27 protein-coding genes and 1 pseudogene are annotated in these 24,159 nt (G+C 58.0%); 1 reads left to right on the top strand and 27 read right to left on the bottom strand.

The window, feature by feature from the left end; all coding sequences use genetic code 11:
• Positions 1 to 29: 29 nt before the first annotated feature.
• The 11 genes and pseudogenes from EL26_RS13205 to EL26_RS13255 form a co-directional block, all read right to left on the bottom strand.
• Entirely contained in the window at positions 30 to 368 is a 339-nt protein-coding gene (locus EL26_RS13205) for a hypothetical protein (protein ID WP_038089600.1), read from the bottom strand.
• Positions 365 to 889, bottom strand: coding sequence for a PilW family protein (locus EL26_RS13210; RefSeq protein ID WP_038089601.1), 525 nt, complete (start codon positions 887 to 889; stop codon positions 365 to 367). Before EL26_RS13210 ends, EL26_RS13205 begins: the two co-directional genes overlap by 4 nt.
• On the bottom strand, positions 858 to 1,316 hold the full coding sequence (locus EL26_RS13215; protein ID WP_038089604.1) for a hypothetical protein: 459 nt from the start codon (positions 1,314 to 1,316) through the stop codon (positions 858 to 860). Before EL26_RS13215 ends, EL26_RS13210 begins: the two co-directional genes overlap by 32 nt.
• On the bottom strand, positions 1,313 to 1,795 hold the full coding sequence (locus EL26_RS13220) for a prepilin-type N-terminal cleavage/methylation domain-containing protein (RefSeq protein ID WP_038089606.1): 483 nt from the start codon (positions 1,793 to 1,795) through the stop codon (positions 1,313 to 1,315). Before EL26_RS13220 ends, EL26_RS13215 begins: the two co-directional genes overlap by 4 nt.
• Entirely contained in the window at positions 1,792 to 2,169 is a 378-nt protein-coding gene (locus EL26_RS13225; RefSeq protein ID WP_038089609.1) for a competence type IV pilus major pilin ComGC, read from the bottom strand. Before EL26_RS13225 ends, EL26_RS13220 begins: the two co-directional genes overlap by 4 nt.
• Before the next feature lie 27 nt (positions 2,170 to 2,196).
• Entirely contained in the window at positions 2,197 to 3,300 is a 1,104-nt protein-coding gene (locus EL26_RS13230; protein WP_038089610.1) for a type II secretion system F family protein, read from the bottom strand.
• On the bottom strand, positions 3,297 to 4,349 hold the full coding sequence (locus tag EL26_RS13235) for a GspE/PulE family protein (protein WP_052036338.1): 1,053 nt from the start codon (positions 4,347 to 4,349) through the stop codon (positions 3,297 to 3,299). The genes EL26_RS13230 and EL26_RS13235 overlap by 4 nt, the downstream gene beginning before the upstream one ends.
• 291 nt (positions 4,350 to 4,640) lie before the next feature.
• Entirely contained in the window at positions 4,641 to 5,024 is a 384-nt protein-coding gene (locus EL26_RS13240) for a hypothetical protein (protein WP_152559266.1), read from the bottom strand.
• Between the two features lie 30 nt (positions 5,025 to 5,054).
• A pseudogene (locus EL26_RS13245) lies at positions 5,055 to 5,291 on the bottom strand (LodA/GoxA family CTQ-dependent oxidase); the annotation flags it as partial.
• Positions 5,292 to 5,454: 163 nt separating this feature from the next.
• Complete coding sequence (locus EL26_RS13250) at positions 5,455 to 6,384, bottom strand: S-layer homology domain-containing protein (RefSeq protein WP_038089615.1); 930 nt, start codon at positions 6,382 to 6,384, stop codon at positions 5,455 to 5,457.
• A 201-nt stretch (positions 6,385 to 6,585) separates the two neighbouring features.
• Positions 6,586 to 7,926, bottom strand: coding sequence for an MFS transporter (locus tag EL26_RS13255; protein WP_038089617.1), 1,341 nt, complete (start codon positions 7,924 to 7,926; stop codon positions 6,586 to 6,588).
• Between the two features lie 160 nt (positions 7,927 to 8,086).
• Between EL26_RS13255 and EL26_RS13260 the strand changes: the two genes are divergently transcribed.
• Entirely contained in the window at positions 8,087 to 8,881 is a 795-nt protein-coding gene (locus EL26_RS13260) for a sulfite exporter TauE/SafE family protein (protein WP_052036339.1), read from the top strand.
• Positions 8,882 to 8,950: 69 nt separating this feature from the next.
• Here EL26_RS13260 and EL26_RS13265 read toward each other — a convergent pair whose 3' ends face one another.
• The 16 genes from EL26_RS13265 to EL26_RS13340 all read right to left on the bottom strand — a co-directional run bounded on the left by EL26_RS13265 (position 8,951) and on the right by EL26_RS13340 (position 24,087).
• Positions 8,951 to 9,307, bottom strand: a complete 357-nt coding sequence (locus EL26_RS13265; RefSeq protein ID WP_161780728.1) for a M67 family metallopeptidase — start codon at positions 9,305 to 9,307, stop codon at positions 8,951 to 8,953.
• A gap of 17 nt (positions 9,308 to 9,324) precedes the next feature.
• A complete protein-coding gene (gene obgE / locus EL26_RS13270) occupies positions 9,325 to 10,614 on the bottom strand; it encodes a GTPase ObgE (RefSeq protein ID WP_038089619.1) in 1,290 nt (429 codons plus the stop codon).
• A gap of 12 nt (positions 10,615 to 10,626) precedes the next feature.
• Positions 10,627 to 11,193 (bottom strand): Spo0B domain-containing protein, encoded by a 567-nt coding sequence (locus tag EL26_RS13275; RefSeq protein ID WP_038089621.1) that lies wholly within the window; start codon positions 11,191 to 11,193, stop codon positions 10,627 to 10,629.
• A 68-nt stretch (positions 11,194 to 11,261) separates the two neighbouring features.
• Positions 11,262 to 11,564 (bottom strand): 50S ribosomal protein L27, encoded by a 303-nt coding sequence (gene rpmA / locus EL26_RS13280; RefSeq protein ID WP_038089623.1) that lies wholly within the window; start codon positions 11,562 to 11,564, stop codon positions 11,262 to 11,264.
• A 14-nt stretch (positions 11,565 to 11,578) separates the two neighbouring features.
• Entirely contained in the window at positions 11,579 to 11,917 is a 339-nt protein-coding gene (locus EL26_RS13285; protein ID WP_038089624.1) for a ribosomal-processing cysteine protease Prp, read from the bottom strand.
• Between the two features lie 9 nt (positions 11,918 to 11,926).
• Positions 11,927 to 12,238 (bottom strand): 50S ribosomal protein L21, encoded by a 312-nt coding sequence (gene rplU, locus EL26_RS13290; RefSeq protein WP_038089626.1) that lies wholly within the window; start codon positions 12,236 to 12,238, stop codon positions 11,927 to 11,929.
• A gap of 137 nt (positions 12,239 to 12,375) precedes the next feature.
• Positions 12,376 to 14,070 carry an Rne/Rng family ribonuclease gene (locus tag EL26_RS13295; protein ID WP_038089628.1) on the bottom strand — a complete coding sequence of 565 codons (1,695 nt, stop codon included), beginning with the start codon at positions 14,068 to 14,070 and terminating at the stop codon, positions 12,376 to 12,378.
• 34 nt (positions 14,071 to 14,104) lie between these two features.
• Complete coding sequence (locus EL26_RS13300; protein WP_052036341.1) at positions 14,105 to 15,025, bottom strand: M50 family metallopeptidase; 921 nt, start codon at positions 15,023 to 15,025, stop codon at positions 14,105 to 14,107.
• Between the two features lie 14 nt (positions 15,026 to 15,039).
• Positions 15,040 to 16,011, bottom strand: coding sequence for a M23 family metallopeptidase (locus EL26_RS13305; RefSeq protein WP_038089629.1), 972 nt, complete (start codon positions 16,009 to 16,011; stop codon positions 15,040 to 15,042).
• Between the two features lie 112 nt (positions 16,012 to 16,123).
• Positions 16,124 to 16,915, bottom strand: a complete 792-nt coding sequence (minD, locus tag EL26_RS13310) for a septum site-determining protein MinD (protein WP_038089631.1) — start codon at positions 16,913 to 16,915, stop codon at positions 16,124 to 16,126.
• A gap of 17 nt (positions 16,916 to 16,932) precedes the next feature.
• Positions 16,933 to 17,622 (bottom strand): septum site-determining protein MinC, encoded by a 690-nt coding sequence (gene minC / locus EL26_RS13315; protein WP_052036342.1) that lies wholly within the window; start codon positions 17,620 to 17,622, stop codon positions 16,933 to 16,935.
• A 34-nt stretch (positions 17,623 to 17,656) separates the two neighbouring features.
• Positions 17,657 to 19,552, bottom strand: coding sequence for a peptidoglycan D,D-transpeptidase FtsI family protein (locus EL26_RS13320; RefSeq protein WP_038089633.1), 1,896 nt, complete (start codon positions 19,550 to 19,552; stop codon positions 17,657 to 17,659).
• Positions 19,553 to 19,669: 117 nt separating this feature from the next.
• Positions 19,670 to 21,586 (bottom strand): peptidoglycan D,D-transpeptidase FtsI family protein, encoded by a 1,917-nt coding sequence (locus tag EL26_RS13325; RefSeq protein WP_038089635.1) that lies wholly within the window; start codon positions 21,584 to 21,586, stop codon positions 19,670 to 19,672.
• 41 nt (positions 21,587 to 21,627) lie between these two features.
• On the bottom strand, positions 21,628 to 22,134 hold the full coding sequence (gene mreD / locus EL26_RS13330) for a rod shape-determining protein MreD (RefSeq protein WP_038089636.1): 507 nt from the start codon (positions 22,132 to 22,134) through the stop codon (positions 21,628 to 21,630).
• Positions 22,135 to 22,146: 12 nt separating this feature from the next.
• Entirely contained in the window at positions 22,147 to 23,010 is an 864-nt protein-coding gene (mreC, locus tag EL26_RS13335; protein ID WP_038089638.1) for a rod shape-determining protein MreC, read from the bottom strand.
• Positions 23,011 to 23,052: 42 nt separating this feature from the next.
• Positions 23,053 to 24,087: a rod shape-determining protein gene (locus tag EL26_RS13340; RefSeq protein ID WP_038089640.1), complete on the bottom strand. Its 1,035-nt coding sequence runs from the start codon at positions 24,085 to 24,087 to the stop codon at positions 23,053 to 23,055.
• Positions 24,088 to 24,159 lie beyond the last annotated feature (72 nt).

Here is a 24,159-nt window from a genome sequence, read left to right on the forward strand (position 1 = left end):
TTCAACTATCCAATATTTATGGAGGCTCGTCAATGTTTGGAAGAGAAACTTACAATCTTTTTCGATAACTTCTTTGAGCGGCCGGCCCAACCTGTGCTTTCAATCAAGAGACTTCCGTTGCCGAGGTCGCTGACGGCGACCGAATACGCCCCCGTTGCGCAAGGAATGTTTGGAAGCGCCCCGCGCCAGGAAGGGTCGGCGGCCAATCGGTGCTCGGCGTGCAACACCCCTGATTCGGCGAGAACTTGCGCTTGTTCGGCGGAGATCAGGTCTTCTGTCATGCGCAGGTCTTGGGTGGTCAATTGAAGGAGGGCGCCGAGCAGCAAGAGCGCGAGCGTAAGGAAGGCCAACGGGAGGGCGATTTTCATGGCAGCGGGCTCCTTCCTGTCAAAGTTTCGCTGAGGTCGACGACCGCTCGTCCGGATTGGGTACGAATATGCAGAGAAAGAACGTCGGGCGGCGGCCGGGAATCCCCGTCTGCCGGGGCGAGCGTGACGAGTCTGCCTTGGAAGTCTGTGAGCTTAGCGCCGATGACGGAGCTGCCCGCGCCTGATTCGATGCGTTGCAGCAGTCCGGTGCGGGCGGAGAATCGGTATTGAATCAGCGTGTTGCGTTCATCTAGAAAAGACACCCCCTCCGATTGAACGGTGAATCCGTGCCCGGCTCGGATTTCGCTTTCTACCTTGCGCAGCACGCCGAGGGCTTGCTCGCGGGCCTCTAAGCGATCGACAGAGCGCGTATAGGATTGCACGGTGAACAGCAAGCCGCCTGCGATGACGGGCAGCAGCAGGGCCCAGATGGAAAGGGCGATCAGCAATTCAAGGAGGGTGTGTCCTGATCTGTCATGCAGGATTTTGTTACAGATGCAGCGCGGAGAGGGTTTGGACATAGGAGCGGCCTCCTTCATTCCAGGTGTACGTCAGGGTGAGCATCGTCAGCCCGCTGATCGGGTCGGGCTTGATTTCTGAGGCTTCGGTGATCGGCATGGGAGTTTGCAACAGAGAGGCGACGTCGCGGATGGTTGTTCCGGCAGACAGAGAAGGTTTCGCGCGGGCTTCTTCGAGCGTGGAGACGGCAAGCCGAGAGACGAGGAGGTGCAGGTTCGCCTTGCGGTCTTGGGCGGCAGACGCCTGCCAGAGTTCCGCAGCAGTGAGAAGAGCGAGGGAGAGCAGGAAGAGAGCGAGCAGGGTTTCGAGGAGGACAAAGCCTCGCTGGTTGGAGGCGGGGGTTGAAGGGATGACTTTGGCGGGGTTTGAGGTGATGCTTTGCGGAGTGAGATGCGGCTTTTCTGAAAATCCGTGTTTTGTGGTGTTCATGGGTGGACGCCCTCGTAGGTGACGGTGCCGGAGAACATCAGGATGTTGATGTCTGCCCCCTCCCTCAGTCTGTTTACGAGGCGTACTTGCCCGCTGCCGGTCGGCGTTCCGTTTTGGTCAAAGCGAAAAACGGACGATCCGGCTTCGAGGAACCCGCTCTGGTACTGAAGCGAGTCCGGCATCTTCACGACACCGGCGTTTTGGCCGTTGATCAAGCGTTGGTATTGCGGTTTGAATCGGTAGAGCCATAGTTCCTGCACCTCCCCGTGCGACCAAGCCGCCATCTGGCTGCCGCGAACAGCACTGACAAATTGCCGTGCGGAGGCGTCAAGCTCGTGGTGTTGGAAGAGGCGTTTGAGACTCGGCACCGTCATGGCAAAAAACAGGGACAGCAGGACGAGCGTGGTCAGGAGCTCCACGAGGGTGTATCCTTGTTGTGAGCGTTCCTGGTTTCGAGCGTGTTTCAATCGAATCTTCATAGTCCGAGAGCTCCGTGTTTGCTGCAATCGACGGTGACCGAGTTTTTGTCAGCAGCGATCGTAATGTGATACGTTCCGCCCAAGGGGCAGGTCGGGAGCGTTTGCAAGTACCCCTGTGTCACCAATTGCTGCAGACGATCGGTGTCGGTCAGCCCGGTGGGATAACCGTGCTCGGTGAGAAAGTAGTTCTCCAATTGCGCGCGGATCAATCGTTGGTTCCCTTCACACGCGACTTTCGATGCTTTGTCTCCCGTCCCGCGCAAGTTCGGCAACGCGATGGCGATCAAAATCGAAATCACAAAAATCGTCACAGCCAACTCGATCAGCGTAAATCCGCGTTGGTCGCGCCAGAGTGAGCACAGCGTTTTTTTCATAGGAAATCCTTCCTCTCTCGGTTTTGATTAAATCGATTGCAACAAGTCGAGCATCGGCCAGAACAAAAACAGCGCCACCACCCCGACAAAACCTCCGACAACCAACAAAAGCAAAGGCTCAAACATCTTGAGCATCAAATCCATTCGTTGTTTGCGCCGGGCGGCGAGATCGGTCGCGGCCGCAAGCAGGGAGCGCCCAAGATCGCCGGTGGCTTCGGCGACTTGGACGGAGAGCAGCAGAGAATTCTCGAACGGTTCGTGAAGCAGAGCCGTGCTGAGCGAAAATCCTTGGCGGATGGCGGAGGAGACGCGTTTGGAGACCGCCGTGGAGTCTGCCGGCAACGCGAGGTTGCTTTGTATCTCCAGCGCTTGCAGAAGCGGCAATCCGCCCTCCACGAGGACGCCCAGCGTGATCGTCCATTGGTGCGTGCGGTCGAGGAGATCGTAGTGGCGAAAGACCGGCAAAGAACGGCGGCAGCGCCGAAGCGTGAAAAAAAGCAAAGCGGCTCCCGCGAGAAGCCCGGTCAGCACGAGGAAATCATGTCTCCCCAACGCGAACATCATGCGGGTCGTCGCGCCTAAGTGAACCCCCATGCCCGCGTACAGATCGGCAAACCTCGGGATGATCACTTCAAACAAAAACAACAACAATCCCAACAGCAACAAGCAGAGAAAAAACGGATACGCCATCGCTTGTTGCCGCTCCCGCCGCCACGTTTCGCGCTGGGCGCAGGAAGCGGCCGCCCGTGCCAGATTGCCCGCGAGGTCGCCGTTGTGTTCGCCTGCTTGCACCAAAGCCAAGACCAACAGCGGCGCGCGCTCTCTGTGCATCGACTCGGACAGCGTGTTCCCCGCCCGCAACTGCCCCCCCATTCCCTCGGCAAGCTCGCGGACGCGGCGTTCGCTTCTCCCCGCAAGAAACGCCAACGCCTCCAACAGCGGTACACCGCCCTCCAACAACCGCCCCAACTCCTCGGAAAAACGACCCCACGTCCCTTCGGAAAGCGGCCGGTCGGCAAGGTGCAGCGTTTTCCGGAGCGCTCGCGCTTTTTCGGTCATGCGTTTGGCTTTCTGCAAGAGACGTTCCGCCTGTTGAAGCCAGGCGGAAACGTCGTGGTGCGGGCGCGTCATCGCAATCCCCGCTGGTCGAGATGGCGGTCGTACGTCTGATCGTCAATCAACCCGTGATCGAGCCACTCGCTGAGAATGTCGGGCAACAAACGAACTCCGTCGCGGCGCGCACGGACGGTCAGCTCATGCAGATCGGCCCGGTGGTACAGCCCTTGGCGAATCGTTTCGCTCATCGGCAAGCACTCAAACACCGCCCGTCGACCCTGCGCGCTTTCCACCAACCGCTGTCCGACGACTCCGCGCACCGAAGTGGCAACGACTTGCGGCGGAATGCCGAGGTCGATCAAGCGCAGCAGCGCCCCCACGGCGCTTTCGCTGTGCAGGGAAGTCAACACCAGATGCCCTGTCAACGCAGCGCGCGACGCCGCTTCTGCTGTCTCCCCGTCACGGACTTCACCGACCATCAACACATCCGGGTCTTGCCGCAAAATCGAGCGCAACGCGGTTCCAAACGTCAGCCCCATGCGCGCTTGAATCTCGACTTGGTTGATCCCTTGCAGTTTGACCTCGACGGGATTTTCCAACGTGGAGATGTTCACGCCGGCGTGTTGCAGATGCAAAAGCGTCGCGTAGAGCGTGGTCGTTTTTCCCGAACCGGTCGGGCCGGTGACGAGCACCATCCCGTGCTTCGCTTCCACCCACGACCGATACAGCCGCAATTGTTTCATGTCAAATCCCAGTTCGTCCAACGCATGCCGCGTGTGGTTGGGCAGCAAGCGCAACGCGAGTTTCTCGCCGTGCACAGTCGGAAGCGACGAGACGCGTACGTCCACCGACTCTTCTTCGTTCAGCCCCATGCGAAAACTTCCATCCTGCGGTAACCGCCGTTCCGCGATGTCCATGCGGGCCATCAATTTGACGCGCGACACGGTTTGTTCAAGCGTGCCCTCGACAGCTTGCCACGTCTGCAATCCCCCGTTCACGCGCACCCGAATCGCAAAGTGCCGCTCGTCCCCCGGCTCGATGTGGATGTCGCTGATCCCGTTCTCGTAGGCGTGGCGGATTAAACCCTCGATCGGATCGGTCATTTCGTTTTCTTGCACTTTCATGGTGTCAGCAGCTCCTCTTCTAGTTTGCGATGCGCATCTTGCAACGGAATGTAACACCAATTTCCGCGCAGGTAAAGTGACAAATTTGACTCAATATCACTCAACAGGCTGTTTAACAAGAGGCGTTGCAGGGTTGGAGAAACCGATGCCCGTCTTGCGTGAGCCTGTTTTTTTCATTATAGTGCTGTGATTTTCTTCATTTGAAAAACTCAACATTCTTAAATATTCCATCAAACCAAAAAGTATCGGTCTTTCAAAAAAACCGCTTTTTCCACAACTCGCACAGGTCATTTAATCACGAAAAAAAGACCCCGCACGCAACGCGCAGGATCTCCCTGGCACTAATTTAGGCTGTCCCCGCAACCGCTTCCGAAGTTCCGCGCGGGTTGCAAGAGACGCTTCAATCGCCGTGCCGATCGCCTTGTGAATGCCTTGCGACGACAGCGGGTCGCACGCCGCCGCCGCATCGCCAACATCCTGCCGGCCTTCCCCTTGCGCGTTTTGCAAACACGAACTGTTGGCATTGAAAACTCGCGGAATTTCTGCTACGGTAGATCCAAAGCCCTCCGGCAACCCGCCGATTCTCCTCGTCCGCGCCAGTCCGGTTCTCCGCGCATCCGCCTCACCAGCCGCCTTCGTCTGCGGCAAATCCCCGTCGCTTAGAAACTCAAGCACCCGCTTCTCGCCCGGAATCTTCGCCGTATATCACCATCCGTCTTCCACCGCTTCGATCTCCGTAAACGAATCCGGTCTTCCGTCATTGCCTCCGTTTCCAGTTGACAGTCGTGCGTATCCGTCGTTCCACGCCGCTTTTCGATTCAAAAGTTGCACCGTCCACGTGAGTTCTTCCACACCCGGGTCTTGTGCCGCCGACTCGCGCACCACCTCGCCCGCGCAGTTCAACCCGTAGAGCCGGAACTTCGCCGCTTGCCGATTGATCCGGCCTTGGTTGTCCTACTGCCCGCCGTCCGGCGTGACAAACACCCCCGTCACTTCCGGCCCGACAAAAAACTCCTCCGGTGAATTCCCCATGTGGATGTACAGAAAAATCACCCGGGCATAAACCCGGGTGCAGATCCCGATGAAACACAATGGGCGGACAAACTTACATCGGTTTGGTCAACTCCGGCAGGTAGCGGATCAACTGCTCCACTCCCCGTCCGCGATGGACCGACTCATGCGCCAGCGTGGACGCCTCCTCAACCCAACCAAACGACCAACTCTTCGGTGCAACATCCGGGAAGTGTTGCTGAACCGCGATCGTGCCTTCCTTGAGCGGGCCGCGCAACAGCGCGATGTCAAACATCTTCGCCGCCGACGCACGGTCGGTGGAATCGTTCGGCCGGAACTTGCCGTTGCCGTCGCCGTCCACCCAATTCAACGCGTTGGCGGTTCCGATGAAATCTTTCGCCCATGTATCGTTGGCATCGTCAAACGACGTGAACGGAGCTTCCTGCACGCCGCGCATCACCAGCACCAAGCGCACCAATTCCGCACGGGTGATCGGCGCATCCGGGTGGAACGTGCCGTCCGGATACCCGACAAAAAACGGCTGATCCACTTCTGTCCCTGTTTTGCACTTGATCTTGGGCGTCTCCATCTTCCACTTTCCGTCTTCCTCCACGACGCAAGACAGTTCAAACGACGTGTTCACCTCTGCGTCCGCTTTGACTTTGAGATGGAAGTGGGTGACGCGCGCTCCGTTGTTCTCCACATCCTTGAGGTTCCACGTCAGCATGCGCGCAGCGGCATCCCAAGAGGCACCGTCGGCATCGGATTCGTCCACATCCAGCCCTTCCGGCACTCGCACTTTCAGCTGCACGCGGGAGTTGTTTTTGTTCTCCACGTTGTGGTAGAGAGTGTGGTAGCCGATCTCTCCGCCGGCTCCTACCGTGTCGCAATCCTCGACCATCTGCACGCTGAGGCGGTTATCGGCTGCGTAGGCGACGTTCCCCGCTGAAGCAAAACCCAAGTACGTGGTGGTCACAGCGCTGGAGGCCAAGATCAAAGCCATTTTCTTCAGGTAAGAAGCCAATTGAAGTACCCTCCCCATGAGTGGTTGCGATCATGGTGAAGTGTACGGTGTGATATTTAAGCACATGACAATCAAATTCTTGCAAAAAAACCGCCGTTTCGACGAACACTAGCGGAAATAAGGGGGTGGTTGCGCCTATGTGGGACGTGCTTTCACATCTCAACATCGGCTGGATCGTGTTGATCGTCCTGTTCGCTTCTGTCACCGTGGAGCGGCGTTGGTTTGCCGATCCGACCGAACCGCCCGCTCACCCCGACGATGACGAATGGTGGTAGGCGGCGGCAGGCGCCAAGATAAAAACAAAGCAACGAGCAAGAGGATCAGCACGATCCCAAACACAGTTTCGTACGAGACGATTTGCAACAGTTCCCCAGAGAAGATCGGCAGCACCGACAACGGCGCGATGCAGAGATTCAAGTACGCAACCATACGGCCGCGCGTCTGGTCGTTGGACATTTCAAGCAGGTAATTGGTGAAGCCGATCCACCCGCTGCCGACGACGCCGAGCAACCCGAATGCGGTCACAACCAACTTTTCACGCCAACTTCCCGCCCCCTGCTGTCCGGCGAGCAAGATCAACACAGGCACCGCCGCGTTGCACAGCACCGCCCAACAGATCGCCGTGCGGTTGCCGAACTTCTCGCTGAGCACCCCGAACAGCAAACCGCCCGCGAGACCGCCGGCGATCTGCACGATCACCAACTCCCCGACCACGTTCATGTCGACGCCCGGCATCGTCTGCACATAGAGGATGTAAAACGGCATCGCCAACTGATGCAGCCCGCACAGCATCTGAATGGAGATCAGCTTTCGAAACGGCGGGTTCGTGCGCAATGTCCCCGCAAACGAACGCGGAGGTTCGGGACGTTTTTTTTCCTCGTCGGCGGGCAATTCCATTCTACGAGGAGCTTCCTTGACATATAGAAAGGACAGTGAAGAACAGAACAGCAACAAAAACGCCGTGGTGAACATCATCAGAAAATTCAACGGATACGGAAATTGTTCCGGGTGCGAGATGACGCGCTGGATCAAAAGCCCCGCTGCAAAGGAACCGGCGGCTCCGAGCGTCTGCATCAACCCGAACAGCTTGCCGTGGTTTTGCGGTCGGATCGTACGTCCCGTCAACTCCATCCACGGAACTTGAATCAACCCTTCACCCAAGCAAAACATCGCATGCCCGATGAAAAAGCAGATCAGCACCCACGGAGATTGCGAGTTGTACAGCAACATCCCGATGACGAGCAAAAATCCAAAGCGGCAAATCAAGTACGTGCGGAACACGAAGCGGCTGAGGCGCGGGATGCGGTGCATCCATTTGGCGATCAACACTTGGGGCAACACGAAGCAGAGTTGACGAATGGCTGTGGCGAATCCGATGAGTAGTGGGGAACCGCTGACGTGCTGGAGGAACAAGGGGATGAGAATCGTGGCGTCGAGGAAGGTTAAGGCAATAAAATACAGAGCACCGTCTGTGGTTAAACCGGCAAAATTTCGTCTTTCCAGCGCCGAACTGAACCAGTTGGGACGCATTGTGGGACGCATGAGAAAGAAGCCTCCTCTCGAAGTAAGGGCAAAAGTCTACACGCGCAATGGGAAAAAAGCCCCGCGTGCGGTACAATAGAAGGAAACGTACATACTTTCAGACTTCCAAAGTTTCGACTTACGTACGACTGCAAAAGCCGGGAGGTGCTTTGTTACACTCATGATCGATTCACTCCTTTTGTTTTTCTTCGGGGTGGTGGCGGGATTCTCAGGGTCGATCGTCGGCTTGGGCGGCGGCTTCATCGTGGTGCCGACGCTGGCGTTTTTACGACCGGATCTCGTGCCCTCGCACATCACAGCCACTTCGATGGCGGTGTTGCTGTTCAACTCGATTTCTTCCACCCTCGCCTACACGCGTCAGAAACGGATCGACTTCACGGCCGGAGCCGCGTTTGCCGCCGCTTCGATTCCGGGCTCGATCATCGGAGCGTTGGCCGCAGAACACATGAGCGGCAAGGGCTTTTTTGTCGGGTTCGGCTGTTTCTTGATCTTCATCTCGCTCTTCTTGGTCTTTAAACCGAAGAACCCGCTGAAACTGGGCTTGCCTGTTACCGTGCGCCGTTCGTTTGTGGACGCGATCGGCACGAGATTCGAGTACGAATACAACTTGTGGCTTGGCGTGGTCATCTCCTTCTTCGTGGGATTTTTGGCTTCGCTGCTCGGCATCGGCGGCGGCTCGTTGCTGGTGCCGACGATGACGCTCTTGCTGTTGTTCCCGCCGCACATCGCCGCGGCAACGTCGATGTTCACGATCTTCTTGACAGCGATCGTCTCGACCGGCACGTACTGGGTTCGCGGCGACATCGAGTGGTGGCTGGTGCTGTTCCTGGCACCGGGCGCGTTCATCGGCGGACAACTCGGAGCCCGCGTGGCTGCGAAACTGCCGGCAAAGCTGATCTTGCGCATCCTCTCCGCGATGCTGATCATCGTGGCTCTGCGCCTGATTACAAAATGATACGCCCCGCACTCACCGAAAATAACACAAAAAAACAGGACGACTGCGCGTCGCCCTGTTTTTCTTTTGTTAAAGTTGAAACGCTCTCCACCGCGGCGTGCCGTCCGCAAACGAGACGATCACGCACCACAGGTCCGGGTAGTACCAGTGCTTGCGGTCGTGTGCCGAAGGAACGGGCGGCGCGGTCGGATGGCTGTGCACCAACGCCAGCGGCGCTTCGCCGCGTTCCGAGCTCGAAACGAGCGCCTGTATCCAATCTTGCGGATGCACCGTAAACCGCACGCGCCGCTCGCCGTGTCCTGCCGCATTCGGCAAAAACGTCCACGTCCGAACTTCCTGCCCGCTTCCGCTCCACAAGCCGACTCCCTCTTCGGGGAGCATTCGGCTCAGGTCGGCAAACGTCTGTTGCAAAACGGCTTCCGGCACTTGAAGCGCCGCCCGCATTACTCCACGAAGTCGAAGCTGTATTCCCCGATCTCGATGGTGTCGCCCTCGGAAGCGCCCGCTTTGCGCAGCGCGGAGTCAACGCCCTTCTGCTTCATGATGCGTTGGAAGCGTTTGACCGAATCGTACTGCTCGAAGTTGGTCATCTTGCAAAGCTTCTCAATCCACGCGCCGTTGACCACGTACGCTTCGTTGTTGCGCGTGATCCAGAAACGTTCTTCGTCTTCCTCCAGACGGTAGACTTTGCGCTCCTCCGTCTGCTCCACTTCTTCGAGGTCGATGGTGGTGAAGTCGGGCGCCGTCTCCAACGTGTTGGCGATGGCGTACAACAGCTCGTCGATGCCTTGACGGGTCACGCCGGAAACCGGATAGACCGGGTATTGGTTGTCGGTTTTCTCCAAGAACGCTTTCAAGTTCTCTTCCGCTTCCGGGATGTCCATCTTGTTCGCGACGACGATCATCGGGCGCTCTTCCAAGCGGTAGTTGTAGAGGCGCACTTCCTCGTTGATCTTCACGAAATCTTCGTACGGGTCGCGTCCCTCCGTCCCCGCCATGTCGAGCACGTGCACGATGACGCGCGTGCGCTCAATGTGGCGCAGGAATTGGTGACCCAAGCCTTGGCCTTCCGATGCCCCTTCGATCAGACCCGGCAAGTCGGCCATGACGAAGCTGCGTCCGTCCGGCACGCCGACGACGCCGAGGTTCGGGGTGATCGTCGTGAAGTGGTACGCTGCGATCTTCGGCTTCGCTGCCGAAACGGAAGCCAGCAGCGTGGATTTCCCGACAGACGGAAACCCGACCAGCCCGACGTCCGCGAGCACTTTCAACTCCAACTGAATGTTGCGCTCTTGGCCCGGCTCGCCTTTCTCCGCGATCTCCGGCGCTTTGTTCGCCATCGAAGCGAAGCGTGTGTTGCCGCGCCCGCCTCGCCCGCCGCGCGCGACGACAAGTTTTTGCCCGTGCTCGGTCAGGTCGCCGAGGTACTCCAACGTGTCGGCGTCGGTGATCACGGTGCCCGGCGGAACTTTGATGTACATGTTTTCTGCGTTGGCGCCGTGCTTGTTCGACGTCTTGCCGTACTCGCCGCGCTCCGCTTTGAAGTGGCGCTTGTACTTGAAGTCGAGCAGGGTGCGCAGCCCTTCGTCAACGACAAGCACGATGTCGCCGCCCTTGCCGCCGTCACCGCCGGCAGGACCCCCTTCCGGGATGTACTTTTCGCGGCGGAACGAGACGATTCCGTTGCCGCCGTCGCCGCCTTTGACGTACACTCTCGCTGTATCTACGAACATTTTGTCTCACCTCTATTCTTGCAACTGGAAACGCACGCGGTACTCGGTGCCGTCCTCGCCGATTTCTTGGACGAATTCCACACCTTCCCCCGCATACGCCGTCGCCCATGCCGCCCAGTCGTGCGGCAGATCGGCGAACCAACTTATCTCATAGCCTTGACGGAATGAGACAATCCATACATCCAAAGCCAACGGTTCGAGCCACGTCTTGGAAGCTTCGCCCAAGGTGTCGAGGAGGCTTAAAAGCAGGCGGGCGGCCAAAACTTCTGCCGCTTCCGTCGGTTCTTCCTGCTGTTCATAGGAGACGTGCAGTTGCAGCATCTGGTACTTGATGTCACGGGAGAGCACGACATAGGACAACATCGAACTCGGCAAGGATGACCATTCGGTATGGCGTCCAGCTTCCTGCACCAACGATTGGATCGGTTCATTCAGCCGGTCGTACTTCTTGAGTTGCGAGTATGCCTGCAGCAATTGCACCTGATTCATGAGATCGTGGCGATAAATACGCAGAACTTCTAAGCTATCCTCCATCATCGAGCGAATGTCCGCCGCGGGAGTTCGTGGGTGTCCGTTCATGCCCGTTCTCTCCTCCTTATGTAAAAAAGACGGCCCTCCGCGGAGAGCCGTCTTGCCGTCGTCTCAGCTTACGCTTCGAGAGCTTCAGCTTGCACAACCGGATATACGCTGACACGTTTCTTGTCGCGGCCCATGCGCTCGAAAGCAACACGGCCCTCAACTTTTGCAAACAGGGTGTCATCGCCGCCCATGCCTACGTTCAGGCCCGGGTAGATCTTGGTGCCGCGTTGGCGAACCAGGATGGAACCAGCGGTTACCACTTGACCGTCTGCACGCTTCACGCCCAGACGCTTCGAGATGGAGTCACGACCGTTCTTGGAGGAACCTACCCCCTTCTTGGACGCGAACAGTTGAAGGTTCAGTTTCATCATTGGAGATTCACCTCCTAGAGGTTTTTCATATTGACCTTCACAAAGTCGGGATATTCCTCCCGAACCGAGTTCAGGCCTAAGACCATTGCTTCGAGAAGCAATTGAAGTTTGTCGTCAGCCGTCTGATCAGCCAGAACCGGAATGGAGCACTTCACATCGCCGGGTGCTGTGGTGTCATCGGTCGCCAAGATCACGCCGAGCAGTTGCTCTGCGGAGTTGACGGTGTTGATGACCAGCATCGATACAGCGGCACAGACAATATCTTGTCCATACTCAGCCGCATCGGCATGCCCTTGAACCGAAAAGCGACCCACCCGTCCTTGCTTGTCCCGCCAGATGATCGATCGAATCATGCGCAGAAACTACGCGTTGATTTTTTCGATTTGTACTTGGGTGTACGGTTGGCGATGACCTTGCTTGCGACGGTAGTTCTTCTTGGACTTGTATTTGAAGACCAAGATTTTCTTCGCTTTGCCGTGCTTCAGGACCTTCGCGGAAACGGTAGCGCCTGCAACAGTCGGGGAACCGACTACAACGCCGCCTTCCTTGGAAACGAGCAGAACGTTGTCAAAGGTAACTGCTGCGCCATCTTCAGCTTCGAGCTTCTCGATGAACAGAACATCACCTTCTGCAACTTTGTACTGCTTACCACCGGTTTGAACGATTGCGTACATGTGTGCACCTCCTCAATAAAAGACTCACTATCCCTAGGTACTCCGCAGAGTTTCGAAACCCGGGCTACGTGGTGTAACGCAATGTGTGTCAACACAAGACGCTTACTAAGCTACTTTATCATGGTAGAAGGCACCTGTCAAACAGATTCCTCAATGACGATCCCTTTGCCATATGTGCGGTTGACCTGCGTGACTTTGACGAGCACTTGCCGACCGACAACCCGGCCGGCGTTTTGAATGTCGAGCACATACCCTTCGAGGCGGGCGATCCCGTCGCGGGCGTTGTGCACGTTCGGCTCGTCTATTTTAATCGAAAGGACTTGTCCCACCTGCACCGGCAGCGCCCGAAGCTCGACTTCTTCCACCGTGCCCGCCCACGAGATGCGGTGTTCCGCCAAGTGGAGCGAATCTTTGCCCTTGATATAGACTTTGATGTGCCATTCCTCTTCCATCCGGCGCAAGTTCTGCCCGCTCTGCCCGATCAAGAGCGCCGCCACCGCCGGGTGGCACTCGACGAGCACCGCTTCATGGTCGGCGCCGCGCAGGTAATCGGTCAGTTCGCGCTCGATGCGCGCGGCCGTCGTCTCTTCGGAGAGGACTTTGCCTTTGCCGTCGCATGTCGGGCAGGGGCGGTGCAACACTTCGTCGAGCGATTGCCGGACTTTTTTGCGGGTCATCTCGATCAAGCCGAGCTGCGTCATCCCAAGCACGTGCGAGCGCGTCCGGTCGCGGCGCAGGGCTTTTTGCAGCTCTTCGACGATCTGCTCCTTATGCCCGGCGTCGCGCATGTCGATGAAGTCGATGATGATGATGCCGCCGATGTCGCGCAGGCGCAGTTGGCGGGTGATCTCCTTGGTCGCTTCCACGTTGGTCTTGAACACCGTCTCTTCCAGCGACGAACTTCCGACAAACTTGCCGGTGTTCACGTCGATGACGGTCAACGCCTCGGTTTGGTCGATCACGAGGTAGCCGCCCGATTTCAACCAGACTTTGCGCTTCAGCGCTTTTTCCAAGTCTTGGTCCACTCGGTGCGCCGCGAACAAATTCTCACGGCCTCTGTAAAGCTTCACGCGCTCATACAAGTTCGGCGAGGAGCGGCGCAGCATGTCGCGCGCCGACTCGAACGCTTCCAGATCGTCGATCCACAACTCCTCGACATCTTCGGTAAAAAAGTCCCGCACCGAACGTGAAAGCAGATCGAGATCGCGGTAGACCAACTCCGGCACTTTGGCCCCCTTCGACTGCCGCAGGATCCGCTGCCACGTTCCGTGCAAGAAATGATAGTCCTGTTCCAAAGCCTGGTCCGCCACGCCCACCGCCGCCGTCCGCACGATGATGCCGACTTCCGGGTCGCGCACGCGCTCGGCCGCTTGGCGGATGCGCTCGCGTTCCGCTTCATGTTCGATGCGGCGAGAGACGCCCACATAGGGGGAGTTCGGCATCAGCACGATGTGCCGGCCGGGCAGGGAGATGTTCGCCGTCACCCGCGCTCCTTTGGTGCCGACCGGTTCCTTGACCACTTGCACCAAGACTTCCTGCCCCTCTTTGAGCACTTCGGAAATCTGCGGTTTACGCTCCGGGTTGGGCGTTCCGGCGTAGAGCGCAAGCGCGTCGTCCAGGTAGAGAAAGGCGTTTTTCTCCGAACCGATGTCGACAAACGCCGCTTGCATGCCCGGCAAGATGTTCGCGACCCGCCCTTTGTAGATGTTGCCGACGTGCGGCTGGGCAGCCGTCGCTTGTCGTTCCGTGTAGTATTCCACTGTGCGACCGTCCTCGAGGATGGCCGCGCGCAACTCGCGACGGTCCTGACTCACCAAGATCTGTTTGCGCACTTGTCACCTTCCCCTTTCTGCACGTTCGAATCTATCACAACTTCGACAAGCGTTTGTCATTTCCTTTTCCTGTTCTCTCCAGCACTTGACGAAGCGTCCAATGCATCCCGTTCTCTTCGAAGACAACAGAGACCAGATCTTCTTCCTCCAGCACAGTTTGCACTTTTTTCCGCTCATCCAAAACATAGATCATGTGATACGCGTCCGGCGCAAACTGTTCGATCACTTCTCCGACGCGCATGCTCTCCGGCACCGCCAGTTGGCGCACGTCTTGAGCAGATGATTTTTTGCCTCGCCGTTTGGCGTCGAGGAAGCGGATGACGTCGACGCGCATGCCCTTTCTCAACTCCCACGCGGAGAACAGCAGGAACGAACCGAGCATGAGGAAAGCGAGGTTTACGTAGCCGGCCCACAGGGAAAGCAACCCGAACAGGATCAAGACCAGCGCGATCCCAAACGACATGCGCACCGCCACCTCCGTCGCCGCCCGAAAGCCCCGCGTGCCGGACGTCGCCGCCCGCAAGATGCGGCCCCCGTCCAGCGGCAGGGCCGGCAGCAAGTTAAAGAACCCAATCATCAAATTGCCTTTGATAAAAAACTGCGTCAACCCGTCCGACCACCAGCCCGCCGCATGCAACAGCACGGCGACGAGAATCATCAGCAAATTGTTCAGCGGCCCGGCGATGGCGATCGCCACTTCATGCCGCGGGTTCCACCCCATCGCGCCGTGTTCGAGCTTGGCGACCCCTCCATAGGGCAAGATCTGCATCTCGCGAATGCGATACCCGTACGAAGTGGCGACGAAGATATGGCCAAGTTCGTGGACGATGACGATCGTGAACAGCACCAGCGTCTCCACGATCATCCCCGCCCCGATGCTCGCCAGCAACAACAGCAAGAACAAGGGGTGCACGCGGACTTTCATGCCCGTCGGCCAAAAGGATCGCTTCGACATGCGACTTGCCACCGTCACGCTCCGGAGGGTTTCGTCTGCTTCGCCGCTTCCGTATCGGTCGCAGCGTTCAGCAGGTCACCCGGATTGACGTATGCGCCGTCCTTTTGATACGCAAAAAAGAACGATGCTGCCGTGCCTGATTTGCTGAGCGTGCCGATTTTCTGGTCGGACGACACCGTGTCGTTGGCGGCGACGGTGACCGACGCGAGGTGGGAATAGACGGTGCGACCGTTTATGCCGTGGCTGATCGTGACGGAATAGTCCTCGCCTTGGCCTTTCTCGATGCGCTCCACCGTGCCTTTGGCTGCGGCGTGAACGTCCGCTCCGAGCGGCGCGGTATAGGAGATGCCTTGCTGTTCTTTGCCGTCATAAGCGGTTTTGACTTTCGCGCCTTGGACGGGTTGGACGAACGCGAATTTCGCTTCTTGCGCCGGGACGGCGGCATCATCCGCCGGAGTCGTGCCGATTCCGGTGCCCATCGCGGGAACCGTCGCTTTATCAGTGACATTCGATTGCCACCACGCGGTGAGTTTGGAGAAGTTGCTGTCGTTGGTCATGTGTTGCGTCACATACTTTTGGACGCTCACAGCAGACGGAGACTGGCTGTGGAACGTGAAGTAGAGAATCCCGGTCAGCGCGACGGCACCGATGATCTGCATGATGCGGTGCACCGGCAAACCGGACGGCTCTTCTTCTTCATAGAATCGACGGCTGCCGTGGGCGCTGTCGTAGGAGCGGCCTTGTCCACCGTAACTTTGGCCGCCGCCGCGTGCGCGCAGAAAATCTTCATAGGTGCGCGGACGGGCAAGGCTGCCGGGCGGCGCCGATGTGAACACCGGGTTGGCGCGGGTCACGTCCCAATCTTCTTCGGAGCTGAACAGGCTGGATTGCGTGGTGTCCGCTTGGAAGCGCTCGTAGTTCCACGATGCGGCTTCCGGCGGCTCCTCCTCTTTGCGTTTGCTTTTCCAGAACTCAAACTTTGCCATGATGCGTTCCTCCTCGTCCCACTTGTTTCTGCTCCAATTCTATGTGCACAGGGACGAGTTTATGAAAAAAGCGAGCCCCCGCCGGATGCGGAAGCTCGCTTCTCTTCAAGGCCTACAGCCCGATCATTTTTTTCATTTTCGAGAAAAAACCGCCCCGTTCGTTCAGGACCATCAGCGGCACCGAATCGCCGAGGATACGGCGGGCGATGTTGCGGTACGCCATGCCGGCTTTGGTGTTCGGATTGAGCGCAACCGGTTCGCCGCTGTTGCCGGCGGCGATGACGCCGTCGTCGTCCGGCACCACGCCGAGCAGGTCGATGGCGAGGATGGAGACGATCTCGTCGATGTCGAGCATCGTCCCGTCGTTGACCATGTGTTGGCGGATGCGGTTGACGATCAATTTCGGTTGGTGAATCTTGGCCGCTTCCAGCAACCCGATGACGCGGTCGGCGTCGCGCACCGCTGCCGCTTCCGGATTGGTGACGATGATGGCGCGGTCCGCGCCGGTGATCGCGAGCCGGAAGCCGAGTTCGATGCCCGCCGGGCAGTCGAGCAACACGAAGTCAAACTGCTGCTTGAGTTTCTCGACGATCGGCTTGAACGCGTCAGGGGTCAGCGCGGATTTGTCCTTGGTCTGGGACGCGGGCAGCAGGTACAGGTGATCGAACCGTTTGTCCTTGATCAGCGCCTGTTCCAAACGGCACTGCTCGGTGACCACATCGACCAAATCATAGATGATGCGGTTCTCCAGTCCCATCACCACGTCCAAGTTGCGCAGCCCGATGTCGGTATCGACCAGGCAGACTTTCTTGCCGCTCAGAGCCAGCGCCGTGCCGATGTTGGCGCTGGTGGTCGTCTTGCCAACGCCGCCCTTGCCGGAAGTGATGACGATTGCCTCTCCCACTGTTACATTCCCTCCTCTTAATTCTCGCGGGGCCGGATGGAGTAGAGGTGGTTCATTTTATCCACCGCCATCTGGCCGTCGCGCAGATACGCAAATTCCATCTCCGTGCCCGCCAACTCCCGCTGTTGTTCCCGGGTGAGGTCCGGCGAGCGCGAGATCACATCACAGATGCGCAACTGCGTCGGTTGGAAGAAAACGGCGGCGATGATCGCCCGCTTGTTGCCGCGCCATCCCGCATGAGCGAGTCCGCGCAACGTCCCCATGACGTAGATGTCTCCCGTCGCGAGCACTTGCCCGCCGGGATTGACATCTCCGATGACCACGATGTCGCCGTCGTGCTCCACAATCTGGCCGGAGCGCACGGTGCCGTGGTAGAGGTGCGGGGGTTTGACCGCCGATGACTTCAACAGCTGTTCGGCTGTCGATTGAAATTCCTGAATGATCAAATTGCCGTGGCTCGCAAGTTTCTCGCGAATCGTCTCCTGCTCCTGCTCCGTCAACACCCGCATCCCGCTCTGCACGTGGACGCGCACGAGCGGGCCCGTCAGCAGTTGGCGGTGGGAACCGTTCAATTTATCCTCAAGATCTTCCACAATCTCTTCGAAGGAGCACTGATCATGTAGGATGAAGACCAGTCCATCACGGATGCCCTTGATCGTAACGGGCGTTCTGGTTCGATTGAGCTCGCATCCCGTTTGATGTCCCATACCGGTCCTCCTGTTCCATCACTTGCATCAGTAACTAATTCGCGGAAGTTGCGGTTTTTTCCTGCTTTTTGTCGTCCGGCTTCTTATCCTTGTCGAAGTACGCGTCAAACAGCGCTTTGGCGACCGGCCCGACGGTGGTCGAGGAGTGACCGTTCGCTTCGTTGTCCGGGATGATGACGGCGACGGCGATTTGCGGGTCGTCGTACGGAGCATAGCCCACGAACAGCGAGTTCTCCGTGCCGCGCCCCGTCTCGGCGGTGCCGGATTTGCCGGCGATCACTGGGTTGTAGTTGGCGAACATGTTGAACGTCCCGTAAGAAGCGTGGGTGACGTCGTACATGCCCTTCTGGACGACTTTGATCTGGTCTTGCGTAAACGGAATCTGTTCCACTTCTTTCGGCGCGATTTCCGTCTTCTTGCCGTCCGGGTCGATGATCGTCTTCACCACGTGCGGCTGCATGCGTTTGCCGTTGTTGGCGATCGTCGAGACGTAGGTCGCCAACTGCATCAAGTTGTACTTCTCGTTCTGACCAAACGAAGCCAGCGCCCAGTCGAAGATCGTACCGTCGGTGCTGAGTTCGCCGGCGTTTTCAAACGGAAGGTCAACGCCGGTGGTTTGCTCGCCAAGGCCCATGGTCTTGTGGTAGTCCATGATCTTCTGGAGCACGCCCGGCATGACGTTGTTGTAGTAGGAGTCAAGTTGCGACCAGTCCATCCCCGGACGCCAGCCGGAGAGGTTCTTGAACGTGTTGATCATGTAGACGTTACTGGACTTCGCCAGAGCGCTGTAGGCGTTGACATAGCCCAAGTTCGGCGCCCACGAGCGAATTTCCTTATCCCCGAGGTAGATGCCGCCCGGGTCGAGAATCGAAGCGTTCGGGTCTTTGATCGCGCCTTCCTTCATCCCGATCAAGACGGTCGCCATCTTGACGGTCGAGCCGGGGAAGTACAGTTCGGTCAACGCGCGGTTTTTCTCCGCCGGAGCGAAGTATTCTTGGTATTTCTTATCGCTCATGCCTTCGATCCACATGTTCGGGTCAAAGGACGGGTAGCTCGACATCGCGAGGATCTCGCCCGTTTTCGGGTTCATCGCGATCGCCGCCCCTTCCTTGACGGTCGGGATCGATTTGTGAATGGTCTGCACGGTCTCCGCCAGCGCTTTGTCGGACGCTTCTTGGATGTGCTGGTCAAGCGTCAAGACGAGGTCATGTCCCTTGACCGGGTCTTCCGTCCGCTTGTCTTTGAGCGGCTGGTAGTTGATGTTGACTTCGACTTTCAGCGTGCCGTCTTTGCCGTGCAGGAGGTCTTCGTACTGCTTCTCCACGCCGGCGGTGCCGATCATGTCGGTCTGTTGGTACTCGTCTTTGTGATCCTTCCAGAAATCCATCGGGATCGAGTTCAAATAGCCGAGCACGTGCGACGCGGTGTTGCCGTCCACATAATCACGGATCGGTTCGACGACGACGTTGAAGCCCGGCAGCTCGTCGGCGTGTTCGCGGATGTAGGCCACTTGCTTGTCGGTGGCGTTTTTGACGACTTTGCGCGCCATGCCGAGCGAGTACTTCTCACCGTACGGGTCCATCGCGTCCCAAAGTTCCTCCGGGCGCATGTTGAACAGTTCATACAGCGTCGCGTCGAGCATGAGCGGGTTCTGCACGTCGTCGCTCAAGCGCTGAAACGTGATGGTGAACGCCGGTTTGTTGCGTACCAACTCATTCATGTTGCGGTCATAGATCAGGCCGCGCGGGGCCGGTATCGATTGAGTGATATAACGGTTGTTCTCCGCTGTCTTCAGCAAGTCTTGACCCTGCGACAGCTGCAGAAAGCTCAGGCGAAAAATTAAAACGGCCAAGGAAATGAAGATGACCAAAAACAACAGGTTCATCCTTCTCCCCGTGACCGAGTGTTTCTCCCGCTCCAGGTTGGTCACTCTCGTTTCTCCTCTCTATTTCCCTACTCCTTTGCTTTTCGTTAGCAAACTGTACTTCGTTTTTGCACAGCGTGATTCCTTCTCTTTGGAACTAGAAAAATATGAAGAAAAACCGACTCATCGCCGAGTCGGTTTGAATTGGGCAGGTGCTGCCGTGGTGTTATTGAATTGAAAGTACGCGTCAAACATCGCCCGCGCCAACGGGCCCAGCGTGTCGGAGGAGTGCCCGTTCGGCATGTTGTCCGGAATGATGATCGCGATGGCGATCTGCGGATCGTCCGCCGGGGCGTATCCGACAAACAGCGAGTTCTCCGTGTTGCGCCCCGTCTCCGCAGTCCCGGTCTTGCCCGCCACTTTCACCGGATATTTCCCGAACACGGAGTAAAACGTGCCGTACGTTTTGTTGTTGACGTCGTACATCCCGCGCTGCACCGCCGCCAATTGGTCTTGCGTGAAGTCCAGTTGGTTTTGCTGCTCGATCGGAATCGTCTGCGGAGTTCCGTCGGGCGGGATGATCTCCTTCACGACGTGCGGCTTCATGCGCTTGCCTCCGTTGGCGATCGTGGAAACATATTGCGCCAGCTGCAGCACCGTGTAGTTTTCCGTCTGCCCGATGGCGGAAAACGCCAAGTCGGACACATAGCCCTCCCGCGTAATCTGCCCTTCGGCTTCGTACGGCAAATCGACGCCGGTGGTGGTCGGCCCCATGCCGAATTCCTTGTGGTAGGCGGCGACTTTGTCCATCGTCTTCGGAAGTCGGTTTTTGAGGAAATCGTTGACCTGAGCCGTGGGCATGTCCTCGCGGTATCCGGCGAGATTTAAAAACGTGCGGATCATGTAGACGTTCGACGATTCGGCGAGCGCGCGGTAAGAATCGGCGTACCCGATCGTCTTCCACGATTTGATGTAGTTCGGCTTGCCGTTGGGCAGGTAGCCGACTTGGATGCGGCCGGGGTCGTAGATCACCGAGCCGGGCTGGATGACCCCTTCCTTGAAGCCGATCAACTCGGTCGCCATCTTGACGGTGGAGCCCGGTTGGTAGAGTTGTTGGAGCGCCCGGTTCATCTCGGCGGGGGCGAACTGCTCGGTGTATTCCTTCTCCGTAACGCCCTTGATCCAGATGTTCGGATCGTAACTCGGGTAAGACGCCATCGCCAAAATTTCGCCGGTCTTGGGGTCCATCGCGACGGCGGCGCCGTTTTGCACGGTGCGGACGGTGCGTTTCAACGCTTGCACGCGCTCCGCCAGCGCTTGTTCGGTCGCCGCTTGCACCTTGGAGTTGATCGTCAACACCAAGTCGTGACCCTTGATCGGGTCCACGAGGCGCTGGTCTTGGAGCGGCTGGTTGTAGATGTTGACTTCCACTTGCAACTTCCCGGCCTTGCCGCGCAGGTATTGCTCGTACTGCCGCTCCACCCCGGCCATGCCGATCAAGTCGGTTTGCTGATACTCGTCTTGGTGTTTCTGCCAGTAGTCGCTGGGGATGTTGTTCAAATACCCGAGGATGTGGCTGGCGAAGTTGTTGCGCTCATAATGCCGAATCGGCTCGACGACGACGTTGACGCCGGGCAAGTCGGCCTGGTGTTCCTTGATATACGCCACTTGCTCGTCGCCTGCGTTCGTCAATAGCCGCCGCGCCATCGACAGCATGAAGTGCTGGCCCTTGAGGTCCATCGAGTTGAGAATCTCATCCGGAGTTTTGTGCAACACGGGAGCAAGCATGGCGGCGATCTTCTGCGGATCTTGCACGTCCTTGCTCAAGATCGTGTAGAGAACGGCAAACGACGGCTGGTTCGTGACGAGCAAATTGCGATCGCGGTCGTAGATCTGCCCGCGCGGGGCGGGCACCGACTGCTGGATGTAGCGGTTCGTTTCCGCGCGCTTAAGATAGAGCGAGCCTTGCGCCAATTGGATGAAACTCAACCTGACGATGAGCACAGCTAAGGCCACGAAGACCAGCACGAACAAATAGTTCAGCCGTTTCCCCGTGGCCTTTTTAAGGTCTTCGTCGAGTGAGTTCTGGTTGTACAGCATAGACCGCAACTCCCTTCTGAAGTGGAGATCTCAGAGGGGGCTTAGAGCGATTCGTCCGCCAACCCGCGTCGTTCGGAAGCCAGCAAGCGCACCGACGGCACGTAGAGGATCAACGCCATGATTCCGTTCCAGATCATGATGCTCACAGCGTGCGTGAGCGCCGGCATGAAGTCGACGTGCTGGAACCCGAACAGTCGGGCCAAGCCGTAGAGCATCATCTCTTGCAGGAACGTGTAACCGATCACGATCATGATCACCATGATCAATTGGCGCGCCCAATACGAGCGGAACGTCGACCCGGCAAAGTAGCAGATCAACGCGTAGGTAAACGCATGCGGCCCGAGGTAGGTGCCAAACAGGATGTCTTGGATCAGCCCGATCGTCAATCCGGTGTACAGCGAGAGCATCGGCCCGCGCGCCAACGAGACGTACATGAGCATGACAAAGACGATGTTCGGCTCGGCATACGAGAACGGCTGCACTTGAAACACGGTCGATTGGATGACGAGCATGCCCATCATCGTCAACAGAATCCAAGCAGGGTGCATCGGCGCTCCTCCTTATTGACTCGCCTTGGCCTGATTCACGACATAGAGGAAGTCCATGTTGTTCAAGTTCGCCGCCGGTTCCACTTGGGCGATCTTGGTGAGGCCGAGCTTGTCGTTTTCAATGGAGGTGATCGTGCCGATGATCAAACCGGCCGGGAAGATGTCGGATACGTTCGAAGTGACGACAGAGTCGCCTACTTTGACTTTGTCCGCGCCGAGCTTGATGCCGCTCATCTCCAGCATCGGTTTGCTCGTTTGCGACACGTCGACGGAAGCCCCCGAGATGATCCCGTATCCCTGTTCGTCAGAGGTGACTTTCGCCGAGATGCCCATCTTGCCCTTGTCGGTGATCAACAGCACTTTCGCATGGTAAGGGGTGACTTCGTAGACACGCCCGACCAAGCCCCGGTTGGCCGTGACGACGGCCATGTTCTTCTGCACCCCGTCATTGGTGCCGACGTCGAGGGTGATTTCCGAATTCCAAGTCGACGGCGAACGGCCGATCACGTTGGCGGAGATCAGTTGAAGATCGTTGACGTTGCGATTCTTCAACCCTAAGTCCTCTTTGAGTCGTTTGTTCTCCTGCTCCAGTCCCTGAATGCGTACGCGCATCGACGAGTAGTCGTTGAGGTTTGCTTTGAGCTTGGCGTTTTCTTCGTACAGTTGTTTGATGTGCTGCATGTCTTCGAAGAATCCGGCCATTTCCTGCACCGGGGCGTAGACCACCCCTTGCACCCAGCCGAACGCATCGATCAACATCTTCTCAGGCCAAGTCGGGTTTTCGCGTTCACGCAAGGTCACCCCGACCAAAGCGGCGAGCAAAATGAAGCTGGCGAGCAACACCATCAACCGTTTGCTTGTGAAAAATCGGGTCACCCGTTACCCACTTCCTTTGCAATTCCGGTTGTAAGAGGGACGTCAGCGTGCACGACGCTTCTTGCCCGTGTCGCTGGACTTGAAGAGATGGCTGTACTCCAGCGACTTGCCCGTACCGATCGCCACGCAGTCCAGCGGGTTCTCCGCCACCAGCACCGGCATGCCGGTTTCACGCGACAGCAGACGGTCGAGGTTGCGCAGCAAGGCGCCGCCGCCGGTCAACACGATCCCGCGGTCCATGATGTCGGCCGCCAGTTCCGGCGGGGATTTCTCCAGCGTGATCTTCACGGCTTCGACGATTGAGTTGACCGTGTCCGCCAGCGCTTCGGCGATTTCTTGCGCGGTGATCGTGAGGGTCTTCGGCAGACCGGTCACGAGGTCGCGGCCGCGCACGTCCATCGTCTCTTCCTTATCGGACGGAATCGCGGAGCCGATCGTCAGCTTCAGCTCTTCGGCGGTGCGCTCCCCGATCATCAGGTTGTACGCCTTCTTAATGTACTGAATGATCGCTTCGTCCATTTCGTCGCCCGCCACGCGGATCGAACGGGACGTAACGATCCCGCCCAGCGAGATGATCGCGACTTCCGTGGTGCCGCCGCCGATGTCAACGACCATCGAGCCGGTCGGTTCGCCTACCGGAAGCCCCGCGCCGATCGCGGCCGCCATCGGCTCTTCGATCGTCATCGGGTCGCGTGCGCCCGCTTCGCGAGCTGCGTCTTCGACGGCGCGTTTTTCAACGGCGGTGATGCCGGACGGCACGCAGACGACGACGCGCGGAGCCGGCAGCCAGAAGCCCTTTTGCTTGATCGCTTGGCGAATGAAATGGCGAAGCATGGTCGCGGTGGTGTCAAAGTCGGCGATGACGCCGTCCTTCATCGGACGTACCGCGACGATGTTGCCCGGAGTACGGCCGATCATCTGCTTTGCTTCTTCGCCGACCGCTTTGATCTCTCCCGTGTCAATTCGGGTTGCGACGACGGAAGGTTCGCGGATGATGATGCCTTTGCCTTTTACATATACGAGGGTGTTGGCCGTACCAAGGTCAATACCCATATCTCGTGAGAATCCTTTGAACATCTAAGCTAAACTCCCTTCCTGACGTGTGACAGGGCTTGTTATGTTAACATTTGACTATTATACAGGAAGCGG

The organism is Tumebacillus flagellatus (assembly GCF_000714935.1).
GTDB lineage: Bacteria > Bacillota > Bacilli > Tumebacillales > Tumebacillaceae > Tumebacillus > Tumebacillus flagellatus.

Coding starts and splice junctions, on each gene's coding strand:
- EL26_RS13285 (WP_038089624.1), bottom strand. CDS start 11,917: ATGATTCGATCGATCATCTGGCGGGACAAGCAAGGACGGGTGGGTCGC.
- EL26_RS13275 (WP_038089621.1), bottom strand. CDS start 11,193: ATGAACGGACACCCACGAACTCCCGCGGCGGACATTCGCTCGATGATG.
- EL26_RS13220 (WP_038089606.1), bottom strand. CDS start 1,795: ATGAAGATTCGATTGAAACACGCTCGAAACCAGGAACGCTCACAACAA.
- EL26_RS13210 (WP_038089601.1), bottom strand. CDS start 889: ATGTCCAAACCCTCTCCGCGCTGCATCTGTAACAAAATCCTGCATGAC.
- EL26_RS13305 (WP_038089629.1), bottom strand. CDS start 16,011: ATGGCAAAGTTTGAGTTCTGGAAAAGCAAACGCAAAGAGGAGGAGCCG.
- EL26_RS13205 (WP_038089600.1), bottom strand. CDS start 368: ATGAAAATCGCCCTCCCGTTGGCCTTCCTTACGCTCGCGCTCTTGCTG.
- EL26_RS13215 (WP_038089604.1), bottom strand. CDS start 1,316: ATGAACACCACAAAACACGGATTTTCAGAAAAGCCGCATCTCACTCCG.
- rpmA (WP_038089623.1), bottom strand. CDS start 11,564: ATGATGAAACTGAACCTTCAACTGTTCGCGTCCAAGAAGGGGGTAGGT.
- EL26_RS13325 (WP_038089635.1), bottom strand. CDS start 21,586: ATGCTGTACAACCAGAACTCACTCGACGAAGACCTTAAAAAGGCCACG.
- EL26_RS13230 (WP_038089610.1), bottom strand. CDS start 3,300: ATGACGCGCCCGCACCACGACGTTTCCGCCTGGCTTCAACAGGCGGAA.
- EL26_RS13255 (WP_038089617.1), bottom strand. CDS start 7,926: ATGCGTCCCACAATGCGTCCCAACTGGTTCAGTTCGGCGCTGGAAAGA.
- minC (WP_052036342.1), bottom strand. CDS start 17,622: ATGGGACATCAAACGGGATGCGAGCTCAATCGAACCAGAACGCCCGTT.
- EL26_RS13235 (WP_052036338.1), bottom strand. CDS start 4,349: ATGAAAGTGCAAGAAAACGAAATGACCGATCCGATCGAGGGTTTAATC.
- EL26_RS13300 (WP_052036341.1), bottom strand. CDS start 15,025: ATGTCGAAGCGATCCTTTTGGCCGACGGGCATGAAAGTCCGCGTGCAC.
- obgE (WP_038089619.1), bottom strand. CDS start 10,614: ATGTTCGTAGATACAGCGAGAGTGTACGTCAAAGGCGGCGACGGCGGC.
- rplU (WP_038089626.1), bottom strand. CDS start 12,238: ATGTACGCAATCGTTCAAACCGGTGGTAAGCAGTACAAAGTTGCAGAA.
- EL26_RS13340 (WP_038089640.1), bottom strand. CDS start 24,087: ATGTTCAAAGGATTCTCACGAGATATGGGTATTGACCTTGGTACGGCC.
- EL26_RS13260 (WP_052036339.1), top strand. CDS start 8,087: ATGATCGATTCACTCCTTTTGTTTTTCTTCGGGGTGGTGGCGGGATTC.
- mreD (WP_038089636.1), bottom strand. CDS start 22,134: ATGCACCCTGCTTGGATTCTGTTGACGATGATGGGCATGCTCGTCATC.
- EL26_RS13225 (WP_038089609.1), bottom strand. CDS start 2,169: ATGAAAAAAACGCTGTGCTCACTCTGGCGCGACCAACGCGGATTTACG.